The organism is Aporhodopirellula rubra, assembly GCF_014192335.1.
GTDB lineage: Bacteria > Planctomycetota > Planctomycetia > Pirellulales > Pirellulaceae > Rhodopirellula > Rhodopirellula rubra.
Genome location: NZ_JACHXU010000001.1, coordinates 627,894 through 646,665, shown reverse-complemented (window position 1 = coordinate 646,665; position 18,772 = coordinate 627,894). Strand labels below are relative to the sequence as shown.

Here is an 18,772-nt window from a genome sequence, read left to right as displayed (position 1 = left end):
CGACAACGCCTTGACGATCGATCCCCGGCGAGCGATCAGGCCCTCGGGCGTGTCATCGACGCCGGCACGGGCTGGCTCGGCGCATAAAAAAAGCGGACGACATCAATGATGTGTCGCCCGCTCTGTTCGTCTCTGCGTGTGGGTCGTTGCGGCTTAGTAGCAGCAAGGATCACAGCAAACTGGCTCGCAGCACTTAGCTGCACGACGTGCGGCACACTTTTCACGCAAACGAGCGAAGAAGCCCTTGCGTGGTGGTTCGCAGCAAGGATCACAAGGATCGCAGCAAACTGGAGCTGGTTCTGGGCAGCAAACAGGTGCTGGAGCTGGGCAGCAAACGGGTGCTGGTTCTGGGCAGCAGACAGGTGCTGGCTCTGGGCAGCAAACGGGAGCTGGCTCTGGGCAGCAGACAGGTGCTGGCTCTGGACAGCAAACTGGTGCTGGGCAACAAACTGGCTCGCAGCAGTCAGCCTTCTTCTTGAAGCAGCCAAACAAGCCAGCTTCGGCTTGAGGAGCGGCGACGGAACTGACGACAGCAAGCAAAGCAACAGCCAAGATCGTACGAATCATTTTAACTCTCTCCAAATGGGGGTGTATCTCTCGTCGGACGACGAGGCAATTTGGGGAGAGTTTACGGCCTGAAGTCGCTGCGTCAACTAGGCAAAATGCCCGCACCTCGCAAATCACCCCTCCAATAGCGGAACGTTCATTCAAGTTCAAACACAGTAAGAACTTAACTCGTCCATTAAGGAGCGTTAGTGCACATGTGCGTGCGGATCATGGTCGTGATGTTTCTGATTCACGTGCACATGCAGTTGCGGGTGATTGCGGAACAACCACATCCATCCGATGTCTGTAATGGCAGGATCGTCGAGATACAGCGACTCCAACCTCGGGAGTGTGGTGAGCACTTTCAGCCCTTCGTCGGTGACCGGCACCCCAATCAAATGCAATCCACGGAGTGTCGTCAATTCGGCAATTGCTCGGCAGCATTCATTACTCAAATTCGGCGAGCCAAGACGCAGTTGTTTCAACTTTGGCAACTTTTTGAGTTTCCGTATTCCCTCGGTGGAGACTCGGCAATGGGGCAAATTAAGCAGCCAGAGCTTGTTACAGGCCGCGAGACTGGCAATCCCGTTGTCGGTGATCGGAGAAAGACGCAGCCGCAAATGCTCCAGATCAGGCAATTGCGAGATCACATCGAGCCCTTTGTCCGTGACAACGCCTTGGTCAATCAGCACGGTATCGAGGCGTGCAAACGTTGGTTTGGTCTGTGCTTTATCGCCCGAATTGCCGCGTGACCGGACCTGATCGTCGGCTGAAGTGTCCTTTTGGCGCGCCGTCTCGAACCGGGACTCGCCGTCGTCATCCAGTTCGGATTGTTGGGCAAGAATTTCGCTAGTTTTTCGATTTTCTTCGGCAGCATCGATGGACTCTTGGAGAAGAGTGTCCAACGGCAACTCATCGAGCAGTTCGTCGGTGATGACGAGATCGGAAAAATACAACCGAGTGGCTTTCCCCTTGAGCACCAGATCCACCTGCTCGGTGAATTGTTCCTTGTCCGACGTTTGGACCAGCGGTGCCGTTTGCTCAGCGACGGGGACATCGGCCTGCCACGCGTACCATACGATTACGGCCAAAACGGCGATGGATCCGAAGATCGCCATCCCAATCAGCGGCTTGGTATGCTCACGCAGGCGTGCCTTGAGTCCGGGTTTGGGTGCCTCTTCGGACTCCGGTGGCGTTGCTTCGACATCGTCAGGGGGCGCGTTCATGAAAACTAAATTAGCGTCACGCGCTATCGGACGTCAAAAGGAAGTCCCGCCGGTCGCATTGGCGGTCGCAGCGGCAGATTTTTGTATCGGTGCATCGGGGTGTCGACGAATCGACACCCCGATGCATCAGCGGATTTCGTTGGGAAACTGAACTGCCGGGACGATTGACCCAGTAATCTTCGCGACAGGATAAATATTTCCGTCAGCAGAGCTGATCGAGAAGCAATTCCCGCAAATCAACGACTCAACAACGAAAACCTATGTCTTGGTTACTCATGTTGGTGGGTATCAATTGCGGCAATCGGCTGTCAACGCTGGTTTGAGGAATTCTTCTCGAAACGTTCGATCTGCTCGTGCAGGTGCCATTGCCCCGGGTCGTCGATGAGGCATCCTCGCTCAATCATGAGGGCTTGGGCAGGGTTACCCGAGCGTGCCAGGATTTCCGCGAGCGTGTCACGGTAAATCGCGCTTTCGGGTTCGAAAAAGACCGCGTGACGAGCCAAATTGAGGGCTCGAGGCAATTCGACGTTATTCATCGCCGCTCCCCAAGCAATGTTGTTCGCGGTGACCGCGTCGGCAGGGAAAGCCTTCAAGTGTTCGTCCGCGACGTCCAACATTCGGCGGAGGGAGGCTCTCACCTCTTCCTTCATCCCGATTTGCTGCATTTTGGGCAGAATTGACTCGGCGGTCGTGATGTCCATCCGATCGAGTTGGTGCAACCGTTCGAGCAAACCGCGAGCACGCTGCCCCAGTGATTCGTCCTCCGTCTGAACAATGTCGATGACGGTCAGTTCGAGTTGCTCGCGGGCGATTAGCCGCGGATAAACGAGATAGAGCTGCGGCCGGAATTCGACGCCCGTGAGCGTTCCCGCGAACGCGGTGTCAAACCAGGTCACGGCACGGCGACGCAGATCGAGATCGTCAGGTGCGAGTTTTTCAATCTGATTGGCCCGCATCGCGGACTCGGTCGTCGAAACCTCCGCCGCCGTCGCTTTGACCGCAAAGCGTTGATATTTGCGAGCGATATCGATCAGAGATTGCGTTTCGTCGGACGTGATCGCGGTCATCATCAATAACGACTGGTAAACCGAATCGGCGATCTCCCATTGCCCACAATCAGCCAACACGTCGGCGATCTGTTGCCGCATGTCGGTCGATGGCGTGCAGGCCATTGCTCGGATTTGTTTAAAAATCGCGTCGGCGGTGTTCGAATCGCCTCGATCGCGTGCCAACCGAAACTGTTCACCGACCGCTTTGACGCCGGTCATCACATCGTCACGGAATCGGAGATTTCCGTCCGTGTGGGCGGAGGCAACCGCGTCCCAGACTTCCTCAAAGGTGTCGAAATCTGCTGTGATCGTCCCGCCGAGTCGGTATTCCTTCGCGAGCGTGAACGTCGCCTCGAGATCCCCCGTGGCAGCCTGCTGTTCCAGGAACGGTTCGGCGAGATCAGGCCGGCCGTGAGCGAGAAACAAATCGCTCCAGACGCGCGGCGTGCCTTCAAAAAACTCTTCGAGATCCGGATCTGGACTGACCTTTCGACGCAGCGAACCGTCACGCAACGCCTGGGACAAATCCGCGACACGTTGACCATGACGTCGCCGGTCCTGCTCCTCCGCCCGCGCGATCTCACACGCGATCCGAAACGCCGCTTTCGCCGACGTCGTCGGTTTCTGCAATTCGACAAAGTGAGAAAGAATCGCGAGCAATTGAAACTCATCGGTGACCGCGATCCGGCTGATCAGACTTTGACTCACCACGGAGGGCTCGATCTCCCAGTCACGCATCCCCAATTCAATCATCCAGTCCGAGTGCGTTGTCCACAAAAGGGCCAACAACACGTAGTCACGTACCAAGTATTCGCTCGATCGGTTGACACGTTTGGCGTGCAGATCTTCGAGCGACAACCGGTCGGCGATTCGCCACGCCGCGTCGTCGCGGCTGACCTCGTCAAACAATCGGATCAGCGTGAACATCGTTTCGATCTCGGGCGCCAATCCGGTTTCACTGACCCGGGCCGCCTCAGCGAGTTTCGCGGGATCGTCGGAGGTTGCCGCGTCATAGAGATCTCGTTGAGCCTCGATGGCGGCGTCGATCCACGACTCCAGTTGCGTGTCGATTTGATCGGCAGGAAACCCGAGCCCCGAAAGGGCATCGGCCGCACGCGAGCCATCGACAGCGATCACCGCCGCACCGGACGGATCGGTCTCCCTGACCACATCGAGCGCCGCGTCGACTTCGCCGTGGATCAACAACGTTCGCCAAAGGAGGGCCTTCACGTCCGCTGCGATCGATACCGATTCATCGCTGCCATTGGTGATCAAACCCTCGACGGCGGCAGCGCGGATTTCGTCGTTATTGCAGCGATCTGCGGCAATTAACGCGTCGGACCAGTGCCGAACGGCTTCCTCGCGGTAGAGGGTGATCTGAGCGATGTTCGCCAATTGGTGCCTGGCATCACGTTTCGCGCCGTCAGGTTTCGACTCCTTACTCTGATTGCTGTCACCTTGGTTACCGCCGTCCTTGACAGGGCTAAGCCGTTCAGCGGCGCGTTCAAAGTCTCGTGCCGATGAGGAGGCTGCCGCTGCGATGGCGTTCCATCGCGAGGTGACCATGCGGACGACGCGAACGAGTGGTTGCTGTTTCCGCGACAGCAAGCCCGTGACGGGATCGCCGCCGCGATTTCCCGCTGCCATTTCGCGTTGTTGAAGTTCTCGATCGGCCCGCTTGGCGACATCCATCGCTATCTCAATGTCGCCATCGAGCAGATGCAGCAGGCATTCGGTTTGAGCGACCAGTTCGGGATCCCATGCTTCCATTGCCGGGGGCAGTCGTCGCCGATTCGGATTGCTCGACGCCTCCGCTCCATCGTTATCGATGTCATCGTGTGAGAACAGTTTCGCCCAATCACGACGACAAACTGCCATCTCTTTCGTGCTGCAGGCAACATCCAAGAACGCGAGTAATTGCGAGGTTTGATCCGTCACGACCGCAGCACGTGCGTAGATCGGAAACCGCTGGTCGAGCGTCATCGATACACGCGCAGCGACGGACTCAAACTCCAACGTCCCGGTTGCTTCCTGCATCGCGATCGTCGCCGCGGTAAAATGGCTTTCCTCGAGCAACAATTCGATCGCTTCGACCGGCGGCAGAATCGCGAGTTGTTTGGCGAGATCCGGAGGTGTGTCCGCTAAGATCCCACGCTGCCATCGCCCCAACACCCATCGCGCCCGCTCGGCCGTTTCCAACTCCTCGCTGCGAGCGGCTGCCAAGACCGCATCGCGATATCGATCTCGGTCGAGCCAAAGATCCAGCGTCGAGCGACGGCGAAGTGAAAAATCCCGTCCACCGAGCGGCCCGGATGCATCCGGATCCACGCCCTCGTTGCCCACAGCGCTGGGCGGACGCGTGTTCGCGGTCACCTGATCGGCGCCGTCGCACACCACAAAGGTTCCGGCCGCAAACAGAAATGCGGCCCCCGTGGCGACGATTCGCCGGACACGTTCAATCCGACACGAGAAATCGATGATGTTCATGCCCACGATGATAGTCGAGAAAATTGAAAGCCTGCAAACGTTCACCCCAAACGATCGCGTAACGTGCCACTAAGATACCAGGATAGCAATTTCTAAATCCCCCACGATGATTCCGAGCGACCCATGCCCCAGCTTTCCCGCCGGTTGTCCCACCTGACCTCATCTCCCACAACAACATCTCCCACAACAACATCTCCCACAACAACGAAGCCTCCCGCAGCCACAAATCGCAACCTCATCCTCGTCTTGGCCGCGTTGTTGACCGCGGTCGGCCATGTCGGGGCGAACGCGTCCGACCCCGTAACGACTGAAACCTCCGCCACGACCACCTCAGCCGATCGGCCGAACGTGTTGTTCCTGATTTCGGATGACCTGAATTGCCGAATCGGTTGCTACGGAGACCCAAACGTCCAAACACCGAACCTGGATCGGCTCGCCGCGCGGGGCGTGCGGTTTGAAAACGCGTACTGCCAATTCCCGCTCTGCGGCCCCTCACGCAATTCGATGTTATGCGGTCTCTACCCCGACTCGACCGGGATTTTGGCAAACTCACAGATCTTTCGCGAAACGATTCCGCAGCACCAATCGTTGCCTCACGCGTTTCGACTCGACGGTTATTTTGCGGCGCGGATCGGCAAACTCTATCACTATAACGTTCCACGCAGTGTGGGAACGAACGGGCATGACGACCCGGCATCATGGGAGATGGAGATCAATCCGATGGGTTGCGATCGATCACTCGAAGAGTCCGAGATCTTCTCACTTAGGAAAGGCAGTTTTGGCGGAACGTTGTCCTGGTATGCGTCGCCTCGCAGCGAAGAAATGCACACCGACGCGATGTTGGCCGAGGAAGCCGACTGGGTACTCGAACGATGTGCGAAGCGAGCGGACCGTCCGTTCTTTCTCGCCGTCGGTTTTTATCGTCCCCACACGCCGTACGTGGCGCCGAAAAAGTATTTCGAATCCTACGATCTCGACAACATGCCAATCGTAGATGACGTCGAGGAAGATCGCGTCGACTTACCTCCGGCGAGCCTGCTGAGCCATAAGGCTGATCACGACCTGTTAACCGACCAACTCCGACGGGAAGCCATTCAGGCCTACTACGCCAGCATCACGTTTATGGACGCGCAGGTCGGCAAAGTGCTCGATTCCCTCGAAAAACACGGGCTCGCCGACAACACAGTGATCGTCTTCACCAGCGACCACGGGTATCACCTCGGCGCCAAAGGGTTGTGGCAAAAGATGAGTTTGTTCGAGGAGTCCGCTCGCGTGCCGTTGATCATCGCAACACCCGAAGGAACCAGCCGTGGCGAGACAGCAACATCGCCCGTGGGGTTAATCGATTTGTACCCGACCCTCGCCGAACTGTGCGATGTCAAACCGCCCGCCAATCTGCAGGGCCAATCACTGCGACCGATGATCGATGACGTCGACGAACCCGGACGCGGATTCACGATTTCCCAAGTCACCCGAAAATTGCCGAAACAGAAGTCGCGTTTCTTCGGCTACACCATCCGCACGCCTCAGTATCGGCTGACGCTTTGGGACGACGGCAAGAATGGCGTCGAGCTCTACAATCATCAGACCGACCCGACCGAGAAAAACAACTTGGCCTTCGACGGCGATCAAACTGATTCGATGACCCGCGACGCCGACACGTTGGCGACGATCCAAAAACTTTCAAACATGCTTCGCAAAGAGATCGCCCGAGGCATTCCCGAAGACGGTCGCCCCGCCGTCAAAACTCGCAAGTGGGTAATCGACCTCACGAACCCATGATCCGTTCGCGATCGCCGAATTCGCGATCGCCGAATCAATCTGCGAGCTCCAAATTAGTTTGCGAGCCCTACCGCCGCGGCCGAGTCGAGCACAAAGTGAACGTTCGCGTGCGTTTGTAAAAACGAGGCCGGGTTGTCGCGGGAGATCGGACCGTTGATCGCCTCGGCAACGGCCTCGGCCTTCGAGTCTCCGGTCGCCAACAGCACAATTTTCCGGGCACGCAGGATCGTGGCGATGCCCATCGTGATCGCTCGACGCGGCACGTCGCTTTCGGATTCGAAGAAACGCGAATTGCTGTGGATCGTTCCGGGGGCCAAATCGACAACGCGGGTCACGGAATCTTCTTCAGCCCCGGGCTCGTTGAATCCGATATGACCATTGGTACCGATACCGAGCAATTGCAGATCCACGCCGCCCGTCGACTCGACCAGCCGCTCGAAGTCGTTCGCCGACTCGCTCAGGTCGGCGGCGTGAACGTTGGGCAAATGGGTTCGGTCACGGTCGATGTTGATGTGTCTGAACAAGTGCTCATGCATATAATGCACGTAGCTTTGCGGGTGCCCGGGAGGCAGCCCGATGTATTCATCTAAATTGACCGTCGTCGCCTTTCCGAAATCGAGGGCTTCCTCGCGATGCCTTCGGGCCAACTCCGCATAGACTTCCAACGGGGTCGACCCGGTCGCCAATCCCAGGACACATGCGGGTTTTTCGATCAGAACAGCGGAAATCGTGTCCGCGACCGCAAGCGACGCTTCGTGATGATTAGGGTAGACGGTCCAATGGATCCCCACGCATTTATCCTCGACTGCGAGTCAATTTGACGGCGGCGTCCTGACCGCCTGCTAGGGCCGGGAGTCTAACATGGCCCTACAGAAAAACCACGTCGCAGGGTACAACAAGCACTCCAACGCGGGCGTTCCGCGGCCAAAATCGTTCGGTGGTCCCCCTTAAAACCGGCCTGAGTAGCATTTCAACACCATGGCGAGAATCGGAATCGTTTTCGGATTGCTACTTTTCGGTCTGACGATCGCGGGCCTCAGCACGACCTCGCAGAAAACGTACACGCAATTCATCCCGATGATGTTCGGCATCCCGCTGTTGTTTCTCGGGGTTGTCGCGTTGAACCCGCATCGACGGGGCGAGTCTGTTTTCGTCGCGTTGTTGCTCGCTCTGTTATGCACCATCCTCGGTGGTGGACGTCTGATCTCGTTGGGCTTCGCATGGATGGCGGGCGAACACATCAACCCGCTCTCGGTACGCCTCGTCGCCGGAATGACGATCATCGGTGGCGTGTTTGTGATTGTCGCCGAGCGGTGGCGGCGAAATCGACGTCGCAGCGAAAACGCCGCTAAGTCATCCGCATTATCCTCTGCAACTACGACGATCGAATCGGCGACCTCCGCTGCCGAGAACGTTGACCCGTCTGCCGCCGTGACCCGGGCCCGTGGCGACAACGAAAATCCTTACAAGACGCCCGCGATTTTGGACGCCCCGGCTTCCATCTCGCCCCCGACGCCCGCTCCTTCCAGCAAACTGACCGATCACACCCCGAAATGACAGCCTCTCACGTGTCCCCCACGCCAATCGCCATCTACGACACCACCTTGCGAGACGGATCGCAGGGAGAAGGTGTGAGTTTTTCGCTGCAAGACAAGCTGAACATCGCTCAACGGCTCGCCGAGATCGGGATCGATTTCATTGAGGGTGGCTACCCCCTGTCCAACGAAAAAGACGTCGCGTTCTTTGAAAAGGTCCGCGACCTCGATTTGGGAAACAGCAAAGTCTGCGCGTTCGGAATGACGCGTCGCCGCAGCATGAAAGCCGAAGACGATCCGGGCATGCGTGCTCTCGTCGCGGCCGGCACCCCGTGCTGCACCATGGTCGGAAAAACGTGGGACTACCACGCCACGGAAGTCCTCCGAGTGACTCTCGACGAGAACCTCGCCATGATCGGCGAAAGCGCTGAATTTTTGGCCCGTCACAGCGAAGTGCTCTACGACGCCGAACATTTCTTCGACGGCTACAAAGCCAACCCGAAGTACGCGATCGAAACCCTCCGCGCCGCCGCCTCCGCCGGCGCAAAATGGATGGTACTGTGCGATACCAATGGCGGATCGCTCCCCGAGGAAATTGCCGCGATCACGACCGCAGCCCGGGAAGGACTCGCCGACTACGACGTGCAGTTCGGCATCCATTGTCACAACGACAGTGAACTCGCCGTCGCTAATTCGCTCACCGCCCTCGACGCAGGTGCGACGCAAGTTCAAGGAACCATCAACGGGATCGGTGAGCGTTGCGGGAACGTCGATCTGATCGCGATCATCGCCAACCTCAGCTTGAAGAAACCGAACTACGAGGTCCTCGGTGGCCGCCCGCTCACGCAACTCACCGAACTGAGCCGGTTCGTCTACGAAACCGCCAACCTGCAGTGGCGTGGCAACCAACCGTTCGTCGGCCAAAGTGCCTTCGCGCACAAAGGCGGCATGCACGTCCACGCGATCAACAAAGCCGCCAAGACCTACGAACATATCGATCCGGCTCTGGTCGGAAATGAACGCCGGATCCTCGTCAGCGAATTGTCGGGCCGCAGCAATATCGAAGCCGTCGCGGGCAAACACAACCTCGGCGAAGACAAAGAACTGATGAACAAGATTCTCGCCGAAGTCGTTCGGTTGGAGAACCAAGGTTATCAGTTCGAATCGGCAACGGCCTCCTTCGATCTCCTGATCAAAAGGGTCAGTGGCACGTTTAAGCCGCATTTCGAAACCATCAAATACCGTATCGTCGCGGGTGATCGGGATGTCGAGAATCATGTCGCGTTCGCCGAGGCGATCATCAAACTCAAAGTCGGAGACACGCTGTGGTTCGACGCCGCCGAAGGACACGGACCAGTCAACGCGCTCGACGCCGGACTGCGTAAAGCACTCACCGGTGCGTACCCGCAACTCGGTGAAGTCAGCCTGATCGACTACAAGGTCCGCGTCGTTGATTCTGCGTCCGGCACCGCCGCCTCCATCCGCGTGAACATCGAGAGCACCGACGGCAAAGAAACCTGGGGCACGATCGGCGTCAGCGATAACATTATCGAAGCCAGTTGGAGAGCACTCGTCGACAGCGTCGAATACAAACTGCACCGAGAATCCGCGGTCTCGCAACCGGTCGTCGCGCAATCAGTCGGTTCCTAAAATTCGCGTCAGATCGCAGTGCCACCTCGGCATGAACGATCGTGAAAGCCGTTCGCTTTCCTCTCACTCGCATACCAAGAGCAGGACGCTAGTAGCTCGTCGCTAGTAGCCCAACGCTATTCTTCCTTTGCTATCTCGTTTTTCACATGATTCCGATTCGTTTTGATCACGCCGACGCCGCTTCTGGAATCCTTCAACAGTGGGAAGCCGCGAAATGTTCGCACGCCGAAGCGTCCAGCGACAAACCGCCGTTCTCGGTTGTCATCCCGCCACCCAACGTGACCGGCGCGTTGCACCTCGGGCACGGCCTTAACAACACGCTGCAGGACATCGTCGTCCGTCGCAAACGCATGCAGGGATTCGAAACCCTCTGGATGCCCGGCACCGACCATGCGGGAATCGCTACCCAAGCGGTTGTGGAGCGACGTCTTAAAGAGAACGAAAACCAAACGCGGCATGACCTCGGACGCGAAGCCCTCGTCGAGCGGATCTGGCAATGGAAAGACCAGTACGAACAACGTATCCTGGATCAACTCAAACGAATGGGCTGCAGTTGCGATTGGGAACGATTGCGGTTCACCCTCGATCCGATTTGCGCTGCCGCGGTTCGAGCGACATTCTTTGACCTGTTCGGAAAACAATTCATCTATCGAGGCAAACGTCTCGTTAACTGGGACACGTTTTTACAAACCGCCGTTTCCGATGACGAGGTGTTCAACGAAACCAAGAAAGGCCACTTCTATCATCTGAAATATCCCGTTATCGATCCCAAACCCGGCGAACCCAAAACTATCGAAATCGCGACCACGCGTCCCGAGACGATGCTCGGTGACACCGCCGTTGCGGTGCATCCCGATCCCGCATCGGCATTCGACCGCGTCGGCGAAGCGTTGAAGGAGAAGCTCGCCGAAGCGAGCGAAAAAGAAAAACCCGCGATCGAAAAACAAATCACTGCACTGGAGAAACGTCGCACGCAAATGCTGCCCGCGTTGATCCAACTGCGTGACATGGCCGCCGACGGTCGACACATCCGTTTGCCGCTACTCGATCGCGAGATTCCGATCGTCGCCGACGAATGGGCCAAACCCGAAATGGGTACCGGTTGCGTCAAAATCACACCGGCTCACGACCCGAACGATTACGAAGTCGGACTTCGCTGCGAACTGCCAATGATCAACGTGCTGAACCCCGACGGCACGATCAACGCCGACGGTGGCAAGTACGAAGGACTCACCATTCCCAAGGCACGCAAGGCCGTCATCGCGGACCTCGATGAATTAGGATTGCTCGGAGAAGTCGAAGATCGCGAGATCGAACTTCCGATCAGCGACCGCAGTAAAACGCCGATCGAACCCTACCTCGCCGACCAGTGGTTCGTCGCGATGGACACGCTCGCTCAATCGGCGATGGATGCGGTGACCGATGAACGCGTGCAGATCTATCCTGAACGATATCGCAAGGGCTATCTCGACTGGTTGAGCGAGAAACGAGATTGGCCCGTCAGTCGCCAATTGTGGTGGGGACATCGCATTCCGATCTGGTCATGTGGCGGTTTATCGCAAACCGATGCGAACGAATTGTCGAGCAAACTGGAAAAGCTCGCCGAACAACATCCCGACCAAATCAGCCACCGCATCGATCCCGACGGCGAAGAGACTGTCGCAATTTTCGTTTGCATCCGCGACGAAGACGCCACGGTGGAAGCCGACGTCGAAGCACTCGGACTCGAACAAGATCCAGACGTTTTGGACACCTGGTTCTCGTCCGCATTGTGGCCACACAGCACGCTGGGTTGGCCTGCCGAAACCGCTGAACTGGCGAAGTTCTATCCCACATCAACATTGATCACCTCGCGAGACATCATCACGCTGTGGGTCGCACGAATGGTGTTGATGGGACTCAACAACGTCGGCGAAATCCCGTTCAAAGAAGTCTTCATTCATCCGAAGATCCTCGACGGTCTCGGCGAAACCATGTCGAAGTCGAAAGGCAACGGCGTTGACCCGAACGACGTGATCGACAAGTTCGGCCCCGACGCATTGCGTTTCGGACTCGCCCGTCTCGCCGGCGACACGCAAGACGTTCGCATGCCCGTGCAGTACGAATGCCCTGCCTGCGAAAAACTGATCGACCAAACGAAGAAAAATCGGTCGCTGCCGAAACTCGATTGCCCCTCATGCGGCAAACCTTTCTCGACCCAGTGGGCAGAAACGGAAGAGGACAAAGCCCTGCCGAAGGGCGCCGTTGTCAGCGAACGATTCGAGACCGCACGAAACTTCGTAAACAAGCTTTGGAACGCATCGCGGTTTGTACTGATGAACCTCGAAGGCTTCACGCCACAACCGATCGATGTGGCAACACTTCCGATCGAAGACAAATGGTTGCTGAGCCGATTGGCGAGCGTCACGCAGCAGGTCAGCGAAGGGATCGATCGCTACCAATACAGCGAAGTCGCACGCATCCTCTACAACTTTGCGTGGGACGAATTCTGCAGTTTCTACGTCGAGATCGCAAAACCACGACTGAGTGATCCTGAGCAAAAACAGGTCACCCAAAACGTGATCGCACACGGCCTCGATCAATTGCTGCGTTTGCTGCATCCGATCATGCCATTTGTCACCGAATCGGTTTGGGGATACCTCGGCGAACTCGCACCGAGCCGCGGTGTGCCCGAGCCCATCGAAGCGGAACGCTTTGTCATGACGAGTTCATGGCCGGTCGCACACACCGAACACCACGACGTTCAGATCGAACGCCAATTCAGCGAATTTCAACAGATCGTTGCCGCGATCCGTCAAATCCGCGCGTCGCAGAACATCAAACCGAGCGATACCGTGCCGGTCGCAATCCGTTGCGATGAATCGTCACGTGAACTGCTCGAACCGATGGCCGCCTATTTCAAGGGCCTCGCCTCGGCCGACATCATGGCAATCGGATCAGACGTCAAACCGTTCGAAACCGACGCCCACATCGGACTGGCCGATGTGAACGTTGACGTGCACGTCGACCTCGACAAGTTCATCGACCCCGAAGCGGAACTCGCGCGATTGGAAAAATCCAAAGCTCAAATTGCGGGCCAGATTACGGCGAAAGAAAACAAACTCAACAACGAGAGTTTCGTTAGCCGGGCTCCGAAAGAGATCGTCGAAAAGGAACGCGAATCACTCGCCGTGCTCCGCGAGCAATACGCCAGTATTCTCAACGACATCGCTCGCCTCAAAGCCAAATTAGGCTAACCCTCAATCCGGTCCATCACCGATCATTCTTGTCCCTGCTTTCTCCTTCACCCTCCCGAGGGTGATCTCAGCGAATCGGGCGTAGGGTGGAGTGTTAGCGGGGCAGGTTATCGGCAGTCCCAAACGTTAGGCAGTTAACAAGGCTCAGCGAATAGAGCATTCCTGAATGGGGAGGTGAGTTGTTTAGAACTTACCCCGCCGTCTGGCGACGGCTGCTACAGCAGCAACCTAAGACTGCTCATCCGATTGCCAAACCACGTTCTTTGCCGCTTCTGCGGTCTAGATTACGGCAGTTGGTTCCGTCGCTGATTTTGATCGGCTTCGCGATAATTGCACGAAAACGGTGATCGTTAATACGATTGCCGCAATGGCACTTTGCGGGGTCCAACAGAGAAAGATCCCCATCAACACTTTGTCGAAATCAATGCTCAACGCTTGACCGACCACCAGCGCGACAGCGATCAATGCAAACGTGCACGGCATCAGGATGACAACGCGTTGTTGCCACGATAGCCTCCGCGGCAGCATGGCGATGAGCACCAGACAAAGTGGCCCGAGTGCGTAGATGACGACCAACGTTTCCTTGCGTGCAGCAAATCGGCTCGCGATCATCGCGAACACCGCCGCGACCGTCGTCGCAATCATCAGGCTCTGGATACTGAACTGAATCGGCTGCGTCTCCGAGTCGCCCGCATCTTCGTTGATTTCGCTTTCAAAGCTGTCGAGCATCAACTGGTTGAGCCAATCGGCCTTCATCGTCGTCAAAATAGCGATCGGCATACTGACCACAACGGCCACCAGAATATTGATTCCGATCATGGGGTAGTCCGCAAACAGCCCACCATACATGTTGCCGGATTCCCAAATTTCAAACGGAAACCCGATCGATTCACCGCGCGGTTGCGCCTTCCCAACGAGGCTGCCCCAGTGTTCTGAACGCACGAAGTAAGACAGTGCGTTGAGGCTCGCCATGAACAACATCCCCACGGCCAACCCACGCACAAACCAACGCGGTTTGGAACCAAACTCCGCAAGGAATTGCTGACGACGATCGACGGAATCAGATTCGTTCGGCATAGAGAGAGCGGGAACGCGACAAGCAAGTTGACTGCATGATCAGCAGGAGACCATTCCTCAGCAACGACACCTGATTGTAGACGGTCGCCCAGCGAGGTGCCGAACCCAACCGATGCTTCACTTTTGTGACGGCAGAAGAGCCCGTGACACGAAAGGGGCCAGTAACACGTGATCGGCAGTCACGTAGTCACCAATCAACCGGTGCATGGAGACCGGCTTTGAGAGACCGCAATCGTGTAAATTCCACTCGCCTGATGCGAGAAGATCAACAGAACGCGGGCCCCGTTTGGTAAACGAGGCAAAACAAGAGAAGAGGTGACTTCGCATCGATTGAGCGAGCGAAGAACCTGATTGATTGAATGTTCGCTGATACGACATGCGTGAACAGCGAAAACCCTCCTTCGTGGAGGGCTATTTTTTACTTGGCGGCTGCGAGTGAACGCAATTCGTCGAGTTCGACGCTGAGGCGATGACGCAAAGGACTTTCGTCGCGAAGTTCTGCTTCCAGAAGATCTTCCGCACGGTCAAACGTTTCTTCGGTTGGGTTAGGTACCGAAACGATTTCGCGGAACATGCTTTCGACGGTGGATTCAGTTAACACTGGGGGAGTCCTTGTGCTGGAGAGTGGAAGTGGGGATGGCGAAATCGGGGCGACGCGGAAACGTTCAATTTGAACGCAAACCTTGCTCCATCATAGGATGAGATTGTCCGGCCACAAGTCCAACACGCGAACGAATCACGCTGTTCTCCGGGGGGTGTTAGCCGATCAGTCCCACCACCATTGTCCGGGTTCGAGATCAGTCGGTCCGGCTGCGTTCTTGGTTTCAACGTTCTCGCCGCTGGCGTCGACTTGCATTCGATCGCTGTTAAATGCCACGCGTGGTTGCATGTTGACTCCACCACCGAGCGGCGTCATCAACGTATTGCCACGCCAAATGGCGTTCACTGCGGTCTCGACCTTCTCCGGCGCGGTGTACGTTTCGACGGTCAACTGCGATTCATCACCGAGTACCGGCATGTTCCAATCGGCCTGTGCGTAGAAGTCTTGCTCTTGGATGTAAGCGGCAGCAATCGCGAGGTCGATCAACTGTTGCAGCTCCGCGTAGACACGAACTTTACTTGCGATCAGCGGGTATTTGTCGGTGAACTCTTTGGTAAACGCTTGGCTAGCTCGGTTTCCACGACCTGCCATGACACGTTTTCCATCGCCCATGACGCGTTCGCCTTCGCCGACCAATTGGACGCCACGTTCGTTAATTCGCATCGCCATGCGGTCATCGCTGACCGAAACGCCGTCGTAGTTCGGCTGGAAATACCAACGCTCGAGTGCGTTGGCCGCGACGGCTTGGGGACTGGTGCGGGACACATAGCTGCGAACGGGAACAGGCAACTGTTCGAGCCCGATCCCGATCAATTTCATGCGATAATCGGCTTCGACGAGCACGCGGGCGAAGTGAGTCGCCGCCGGGATCCCTTTGATCGTGACCGTTTGCAGCCCCAGGTTTTGTTTGAGACCTTGCACCAAACGCATGGTATCGCCGCGATTGGCACGCCCACCGACCGAACGCAAGAACTGCTGCATCCGAGCGAGCCCCTCGGGAGTTGGGTCGATCGAAACGGAGATCACGCGGGTTGGTGGTGCAGAGGGTGGATAGGCACGAAGGGCCGTCGCGAGGTCTTCGAGCAGGATCGTCGGGCGGCCGGTATTCATGCCGACAAAACGCTCGGTTGGGTCGGCAACAAAACCTTCGGCGGGGCCTGCGATCACAATGTCTTGCGTGTCAGGATAGAAAAAGACGTATTTCACCGTCGTCAAACCCGCCACCGCGAGAATATCGTCGGGCAGCCGACGATCGGCGGCGACGTGCTCGGCAACGACCTTTTCGAGACGGTTGAGCGAAACTTTCCGCAGATCGCTGCGACGCATCACGTCCTCGGTCTTGGCCGCCTGCTGTGCCTGCATCATTCGCTGACGTGCCAGTCGCGGGTCGACCGTACGGACCTTCAAAACACCGGTCGCGTCCACATCAACCCCGGCAATCGGGTTACCGAAAATGATCGTGTCCCCACCATCGCCACCACCGCCGTCTTGAGCCATCGCGATCGAACCGCTCAGCGACAGGATGAGACCAGCGATTAAGCATCCGGCCGAGCGGACGATTGAATTCGAAAGGCCGCAGGAAACCGGGGCGGGCAGGAAACGGCGGAAGGTTGCGTTCATGAGAGAGCAGATTCGGCGTGGAAGAGACCATCGTCACGGCGGACGGTGGGGGCGGTCAGCGACAGCATGTGTGAATGAGACTCAGGATAGCTCGACCGATTCATATGGGCAACAAAAACGCAATCAAACCCTTCGAAAACCTGCCGCGCCGGCCCGTGAATGCCCCAAATTGGCCGCAGAACGGTTCGAGTTGAATCGAACACATCAATTTTGAGGGCAGCACATCAATTTTGAGGGCAGCGCGTGCCACGCTCAGAGAACACACGGCGAGAGAGCATCAGTTGAATCCAGCCGTCCGCGTGCGGCTCCGGCACGACCGAGCCATCGCAACTCGCTCGCGCCTCACCCTCTCGAGAAGGGATCGCTAAATCACGGATTAACGGGTGGTTCGTCGAGCTCTCGCAAGGCGGTCTCAACCCGAACATCCACCCGGCCCCATACTCCGGACAGTTTTCCCACACCGCACTGCTTTCCTCGCCCGTGCGATTGGATACCGATACGGCTGAGAATCGACGAAATTCGACATCGAATCTTCACGATCGGGGCGGCGGCAGGGTAGCGTATGCGGCGACGTGATGGAGCCCAATCTTAACCCCGTAAGCAGAAGCCGATGACCCAAGACGACTTTGACGCCTCCGCCCCTGATAACACTGCTGATTCCGCCCAAACCGATGTCGCCGCGTCGTCGGATGTCTCGGCGACTCCAGCAACCACGCACCCTCGTTTTGACGCATCGGAAGTCTACGAAGACGTGCCAGACGAAGAAACTGCGGCCGTTGCCACTGCCGAAGTGAGCGATTCAGTCGATGATTCGCCGGCAATGTCAGACGAAAGCAGCGTTGACCCAAACAGCGCCGACGATAGCGATGCCGACCAATACGAAGACGTCACCGACGCCACGGCGACGATCGAGGAAGCCCCCGCCGCACTCGAAGCGGTGGACGAATCGGCCGAGTCGACTGATCCCGCCGCAGGTTTCAAACCCGCCGGCAGCGACGAAGAACTGATCGAGTTGCAGCAACCCTTCGTTGGGCAATGGAACTCGTTGATCAGCACGACGAACTGGGAAAAGGGCCGCATCATTAGCGAGTGGCGTGAAGCCCTCATCGAAGCCGGTGCACCTGTCACGGATTACTCCGACGAAGCCTGGGCGTCGCGAGTCGGCGGCGTCACGTCACCTCACGTCGGACGACTCCGACGGGTGCACGATCGCTTCGGCGAGCAAGCCAAGACTTACCCATCGCTGTACTGGAGCCACTTCCTCGCCGCCCTGGACTGGGACGATGCCGCCCTCTGGTTACAAGGGGCGGTTGAGGAGAAATGGTCCGTCTCGATCATGCGTGAACAACGCTGGAAGGCCAACGGAGCCGTCGAATCGGATCGACCGGGTGGAAGCCAGATCATCGAAGTCGACCTCGACGAAGACACCCCTGACCTCGGTACCGCACCGGCCCAAGGCGGCAGTTCGACCCGAGACTACGACGGCGACACCGACGGCATTGCGGCCGGTCCCGCCTACGAGGCTCCCGACTTCGGCGAAGAAACCGAACTTGCTGCGTTGCCCGAAGGCAACAACATGAACGACGCCAACCAAGCCGAAGGCGGTGGCGGAGTGGGTGTCGCCGAAGAGGCCTCGCCTTCGCCGATGCAGCCCTTCGCGGGATTGCCCGAACTGCCGGATGATTTGGCCGACGTGATCGAGTCGCTCAAATTATCAGTGCTGCGACACAAGACCGCCGGGTTCGAAGAGGTCGACGCGGACGTGATTCGACGTTACCTCGATGCCGTGAAAATGTTGCTCGAATCGTAACACCCAATCGTTTTGGGTCGACGCCGTCGCAAATACCGCCGGCATGAGCGAAGCTTCTCCGTTCAGAACACTTCGCCAATCGCTCGCTCGCCGAACACACCAACAGCCGATCCACTCAGGTGGACCGGCTGTTTTCGTTTCGTGATCCCGAGG

The 18,772-nt window shown here is 57.5% G+C and carries 13 protein-coding genes; 7 read left to right on the top strand and 6 right to left on the bottom strand.

What is annotated here, in order from left to right; genetic code table 11:
- Positions 1 to 248: 248 nt before the first annotated feature.
- Positions 249 to 479, top strand: a complete 231-nt coding sequence (locus FHS27_RS02140) for a hypothetical protein (RefSeq protein ID WP_184300998.1) — start codon at positions 249 to 251, stop codon at positions 477 to 479.
- A gap of 273 nt (positions 480 to 752) precedes the next feature.
- Here FHS27_RS02140 and FHS27_RS02135 read toward each other — a convergent pair whose 3' ends face one another.
- Entirely contained in the window at positions 753 to 1,772 is a 1,020-nt protein-coding gene (locus FHS27_RS02135; RefSeq protein WP_184300995.1) for a transcriptional regulator, read from the bottom strand.
- On the opposite strand from FHS27_RS02135, the gene FHS27_RS02130 reads away from it, so the two are divergent.
- The gene (locus tag FHS27_RS02130) at positions 1,771 to 1,923 is read left to right on the top strand and encodes a hypothetical protein (RefSeq protein WP_184300992.1); all 153 of its coding nucleotides are present in this window, start codon (positions 1,771 to 1,773) and stop codon (positions 1,921 to 1,923) included. The genes FHS27_RS02135 and FHS27_RS02130 overlap by 2 nt on opposite strands.
- 157 nt (positions 1,924 to 2,080) lie before the next feature.
- Here the strand turns inward: FHS27_RS02130 and FHS27_RS02125 are convergent, their stop codons facing one another.
- Positions 2,081 to 5,308 carry an O-linked GlcNAc transferase gene (locus FHS27_RS02125; protein WP_221224797.1) on the bottom strand — a complete coding sequence of 1,076 codons (3,228 nt, stop codon included), beginning with the start codon at positions 5,306 to 5,308 and terminating at the stop codon, positions 2,081 to 2,083.
- A gap of 123 nt (positions 5,309 to 5,431) precedes the next feature.
- Here FHS27_RS02125 and FHS27_RS02120 point away from each other — a divergent pair, with 123 nt between their 5' ends.
- A complete protein-coding gene (locus FHS27_RS02120) occupies positions 5,432 to 7,090 on the top strand; it encodes a sulfatase (protein ID WP_184300986.1) in 1,659 nt (552 codons plus the stop codon).
- 53 nt (positions 7,091 to 7,143) lie between these two features.
- Here the strand turns inward: FHS27_RS02120 and nagB are convergent, their stop codons facing one another.
- The gene (gene nagB / locus FHS27_RS02115) at positions 7,144 to 7,881 is read right to left on the bottom strand and encodes a glucosamine-6-phosphate deaminase (protein ID WP_184300983.1); all 738 of its coding nucleotides are present in this window, start codon (positions 7,879 to 7,881) and stop codon (positions 7,144 to 7,146) included.
- Between the two features lie 187 nt (positions 7,882 to 8,068).
- Between nagB and FHS27_RS02110 the strand changes: the two genes are divergently transcribed.
- From FHS27_RS02110 to FHS27_RS02100, 3 genes are all read left to right on the top strand, one after another.
- Positions 8,069 to 8,647, top strand: a complete 579-nt coding sequence (locus tag FHS27_RS02110) for a hypothetical protein (protein WP_184300980.1) — start codon at positions 8,069 to 8,071, stop codon at positions 8,645 to 8,647.
- On the top strand, positions 8,644 to 10,275 hold the full coding sequence (cimA, locus tag FHS27_RS02105) for a citramalate synthase (RefSeq protein ID WP_184300977.1): 1,632 nt from the start codon (positions 8,644 to 8,646) through the stop codon (positions 10,273 to 10,275). The genes FHS27_RS02110 and cimA overlap by 4 nt, the downstream gene beginning before the upstream one ends.
- Positions 10,276 to 10,421: 146 nt before the next feature.
- Positions 10,422 to 13,511 carry a valine--tRNA ligase gene (locus FHS27_RS02100; protein ID WP_184300974.1) on the top strand — a complete coding sequence of 1,030 codons (3,090 nt, stop codon included), beginning with the start codon at positions 10,422 to 10,424 and terminating at the stop codon, positions 13,509 to 13,511.
- A gap of 279 nt (positions 13,512 to 13,790) precedes the next feature.
- Here the strand turns inward: FHS27_RS02100 and FHS27_RS02095 are convergent, their stop codons facing one another.
- The 3 genes from FHS27_RS02095 to FHS27_RS02085 form a co-directional block, all read right to left on the bottom strand.
- Positions 13,791 to 14,588, bottom strand: coding sequence for a hypothetical protein (locus tag FHS27_RS02095; protein WP_184300972.1), 798 nt, complete (start codon positions 14,586 to 14,588; stop codon positions 13,791 to 13,793).
- Between the two features lie 418 nt (positions 14,589 to 15,006).
- Positions 15,007 to 15,189, bottom strand: coding sequence for a hypothetical protein (locus FHS27_RS02090; RefSeq protein ID WP_009094974.1), 183 nt, complete (start codon positions 15,187 to 15,189; stop codon positions 15,007 to 15,009).
- Between the two features lie 165 nt (positions 15,190 to 15,354).
- The gene (locus FHS27_RS02085) at positions 15,355 to 16,809 is read right to left on the bottom strand and encodes a DUF1598 domain-containing protein (protein ID WP_184300970.1); all 1,455 of its coding nucleotides are present in this window, start codon (positions 16,807 to 16,809) and stop codon (positions 15,355 to 15,357) included.
- 610 nt (positions 16,810 to 17,419) lie between these two features.
- Here FHS27_RS02085 and FHS27_RS02080 point away from each other — a divergent pair.
- On the top strand, positions 17,420 to 18,619 hold the full coding sequence (locus tag FHS27_RS02080; protein ID WP_184300967.1) for a hypothetical protein: 1,200 nt from the start codon (positions 17,420 to 17,422) through the stop codon (positions 18,617 to 18,619).
- Positions 18,620 to 18,772 lie beyond the last annotated feature (153 nt).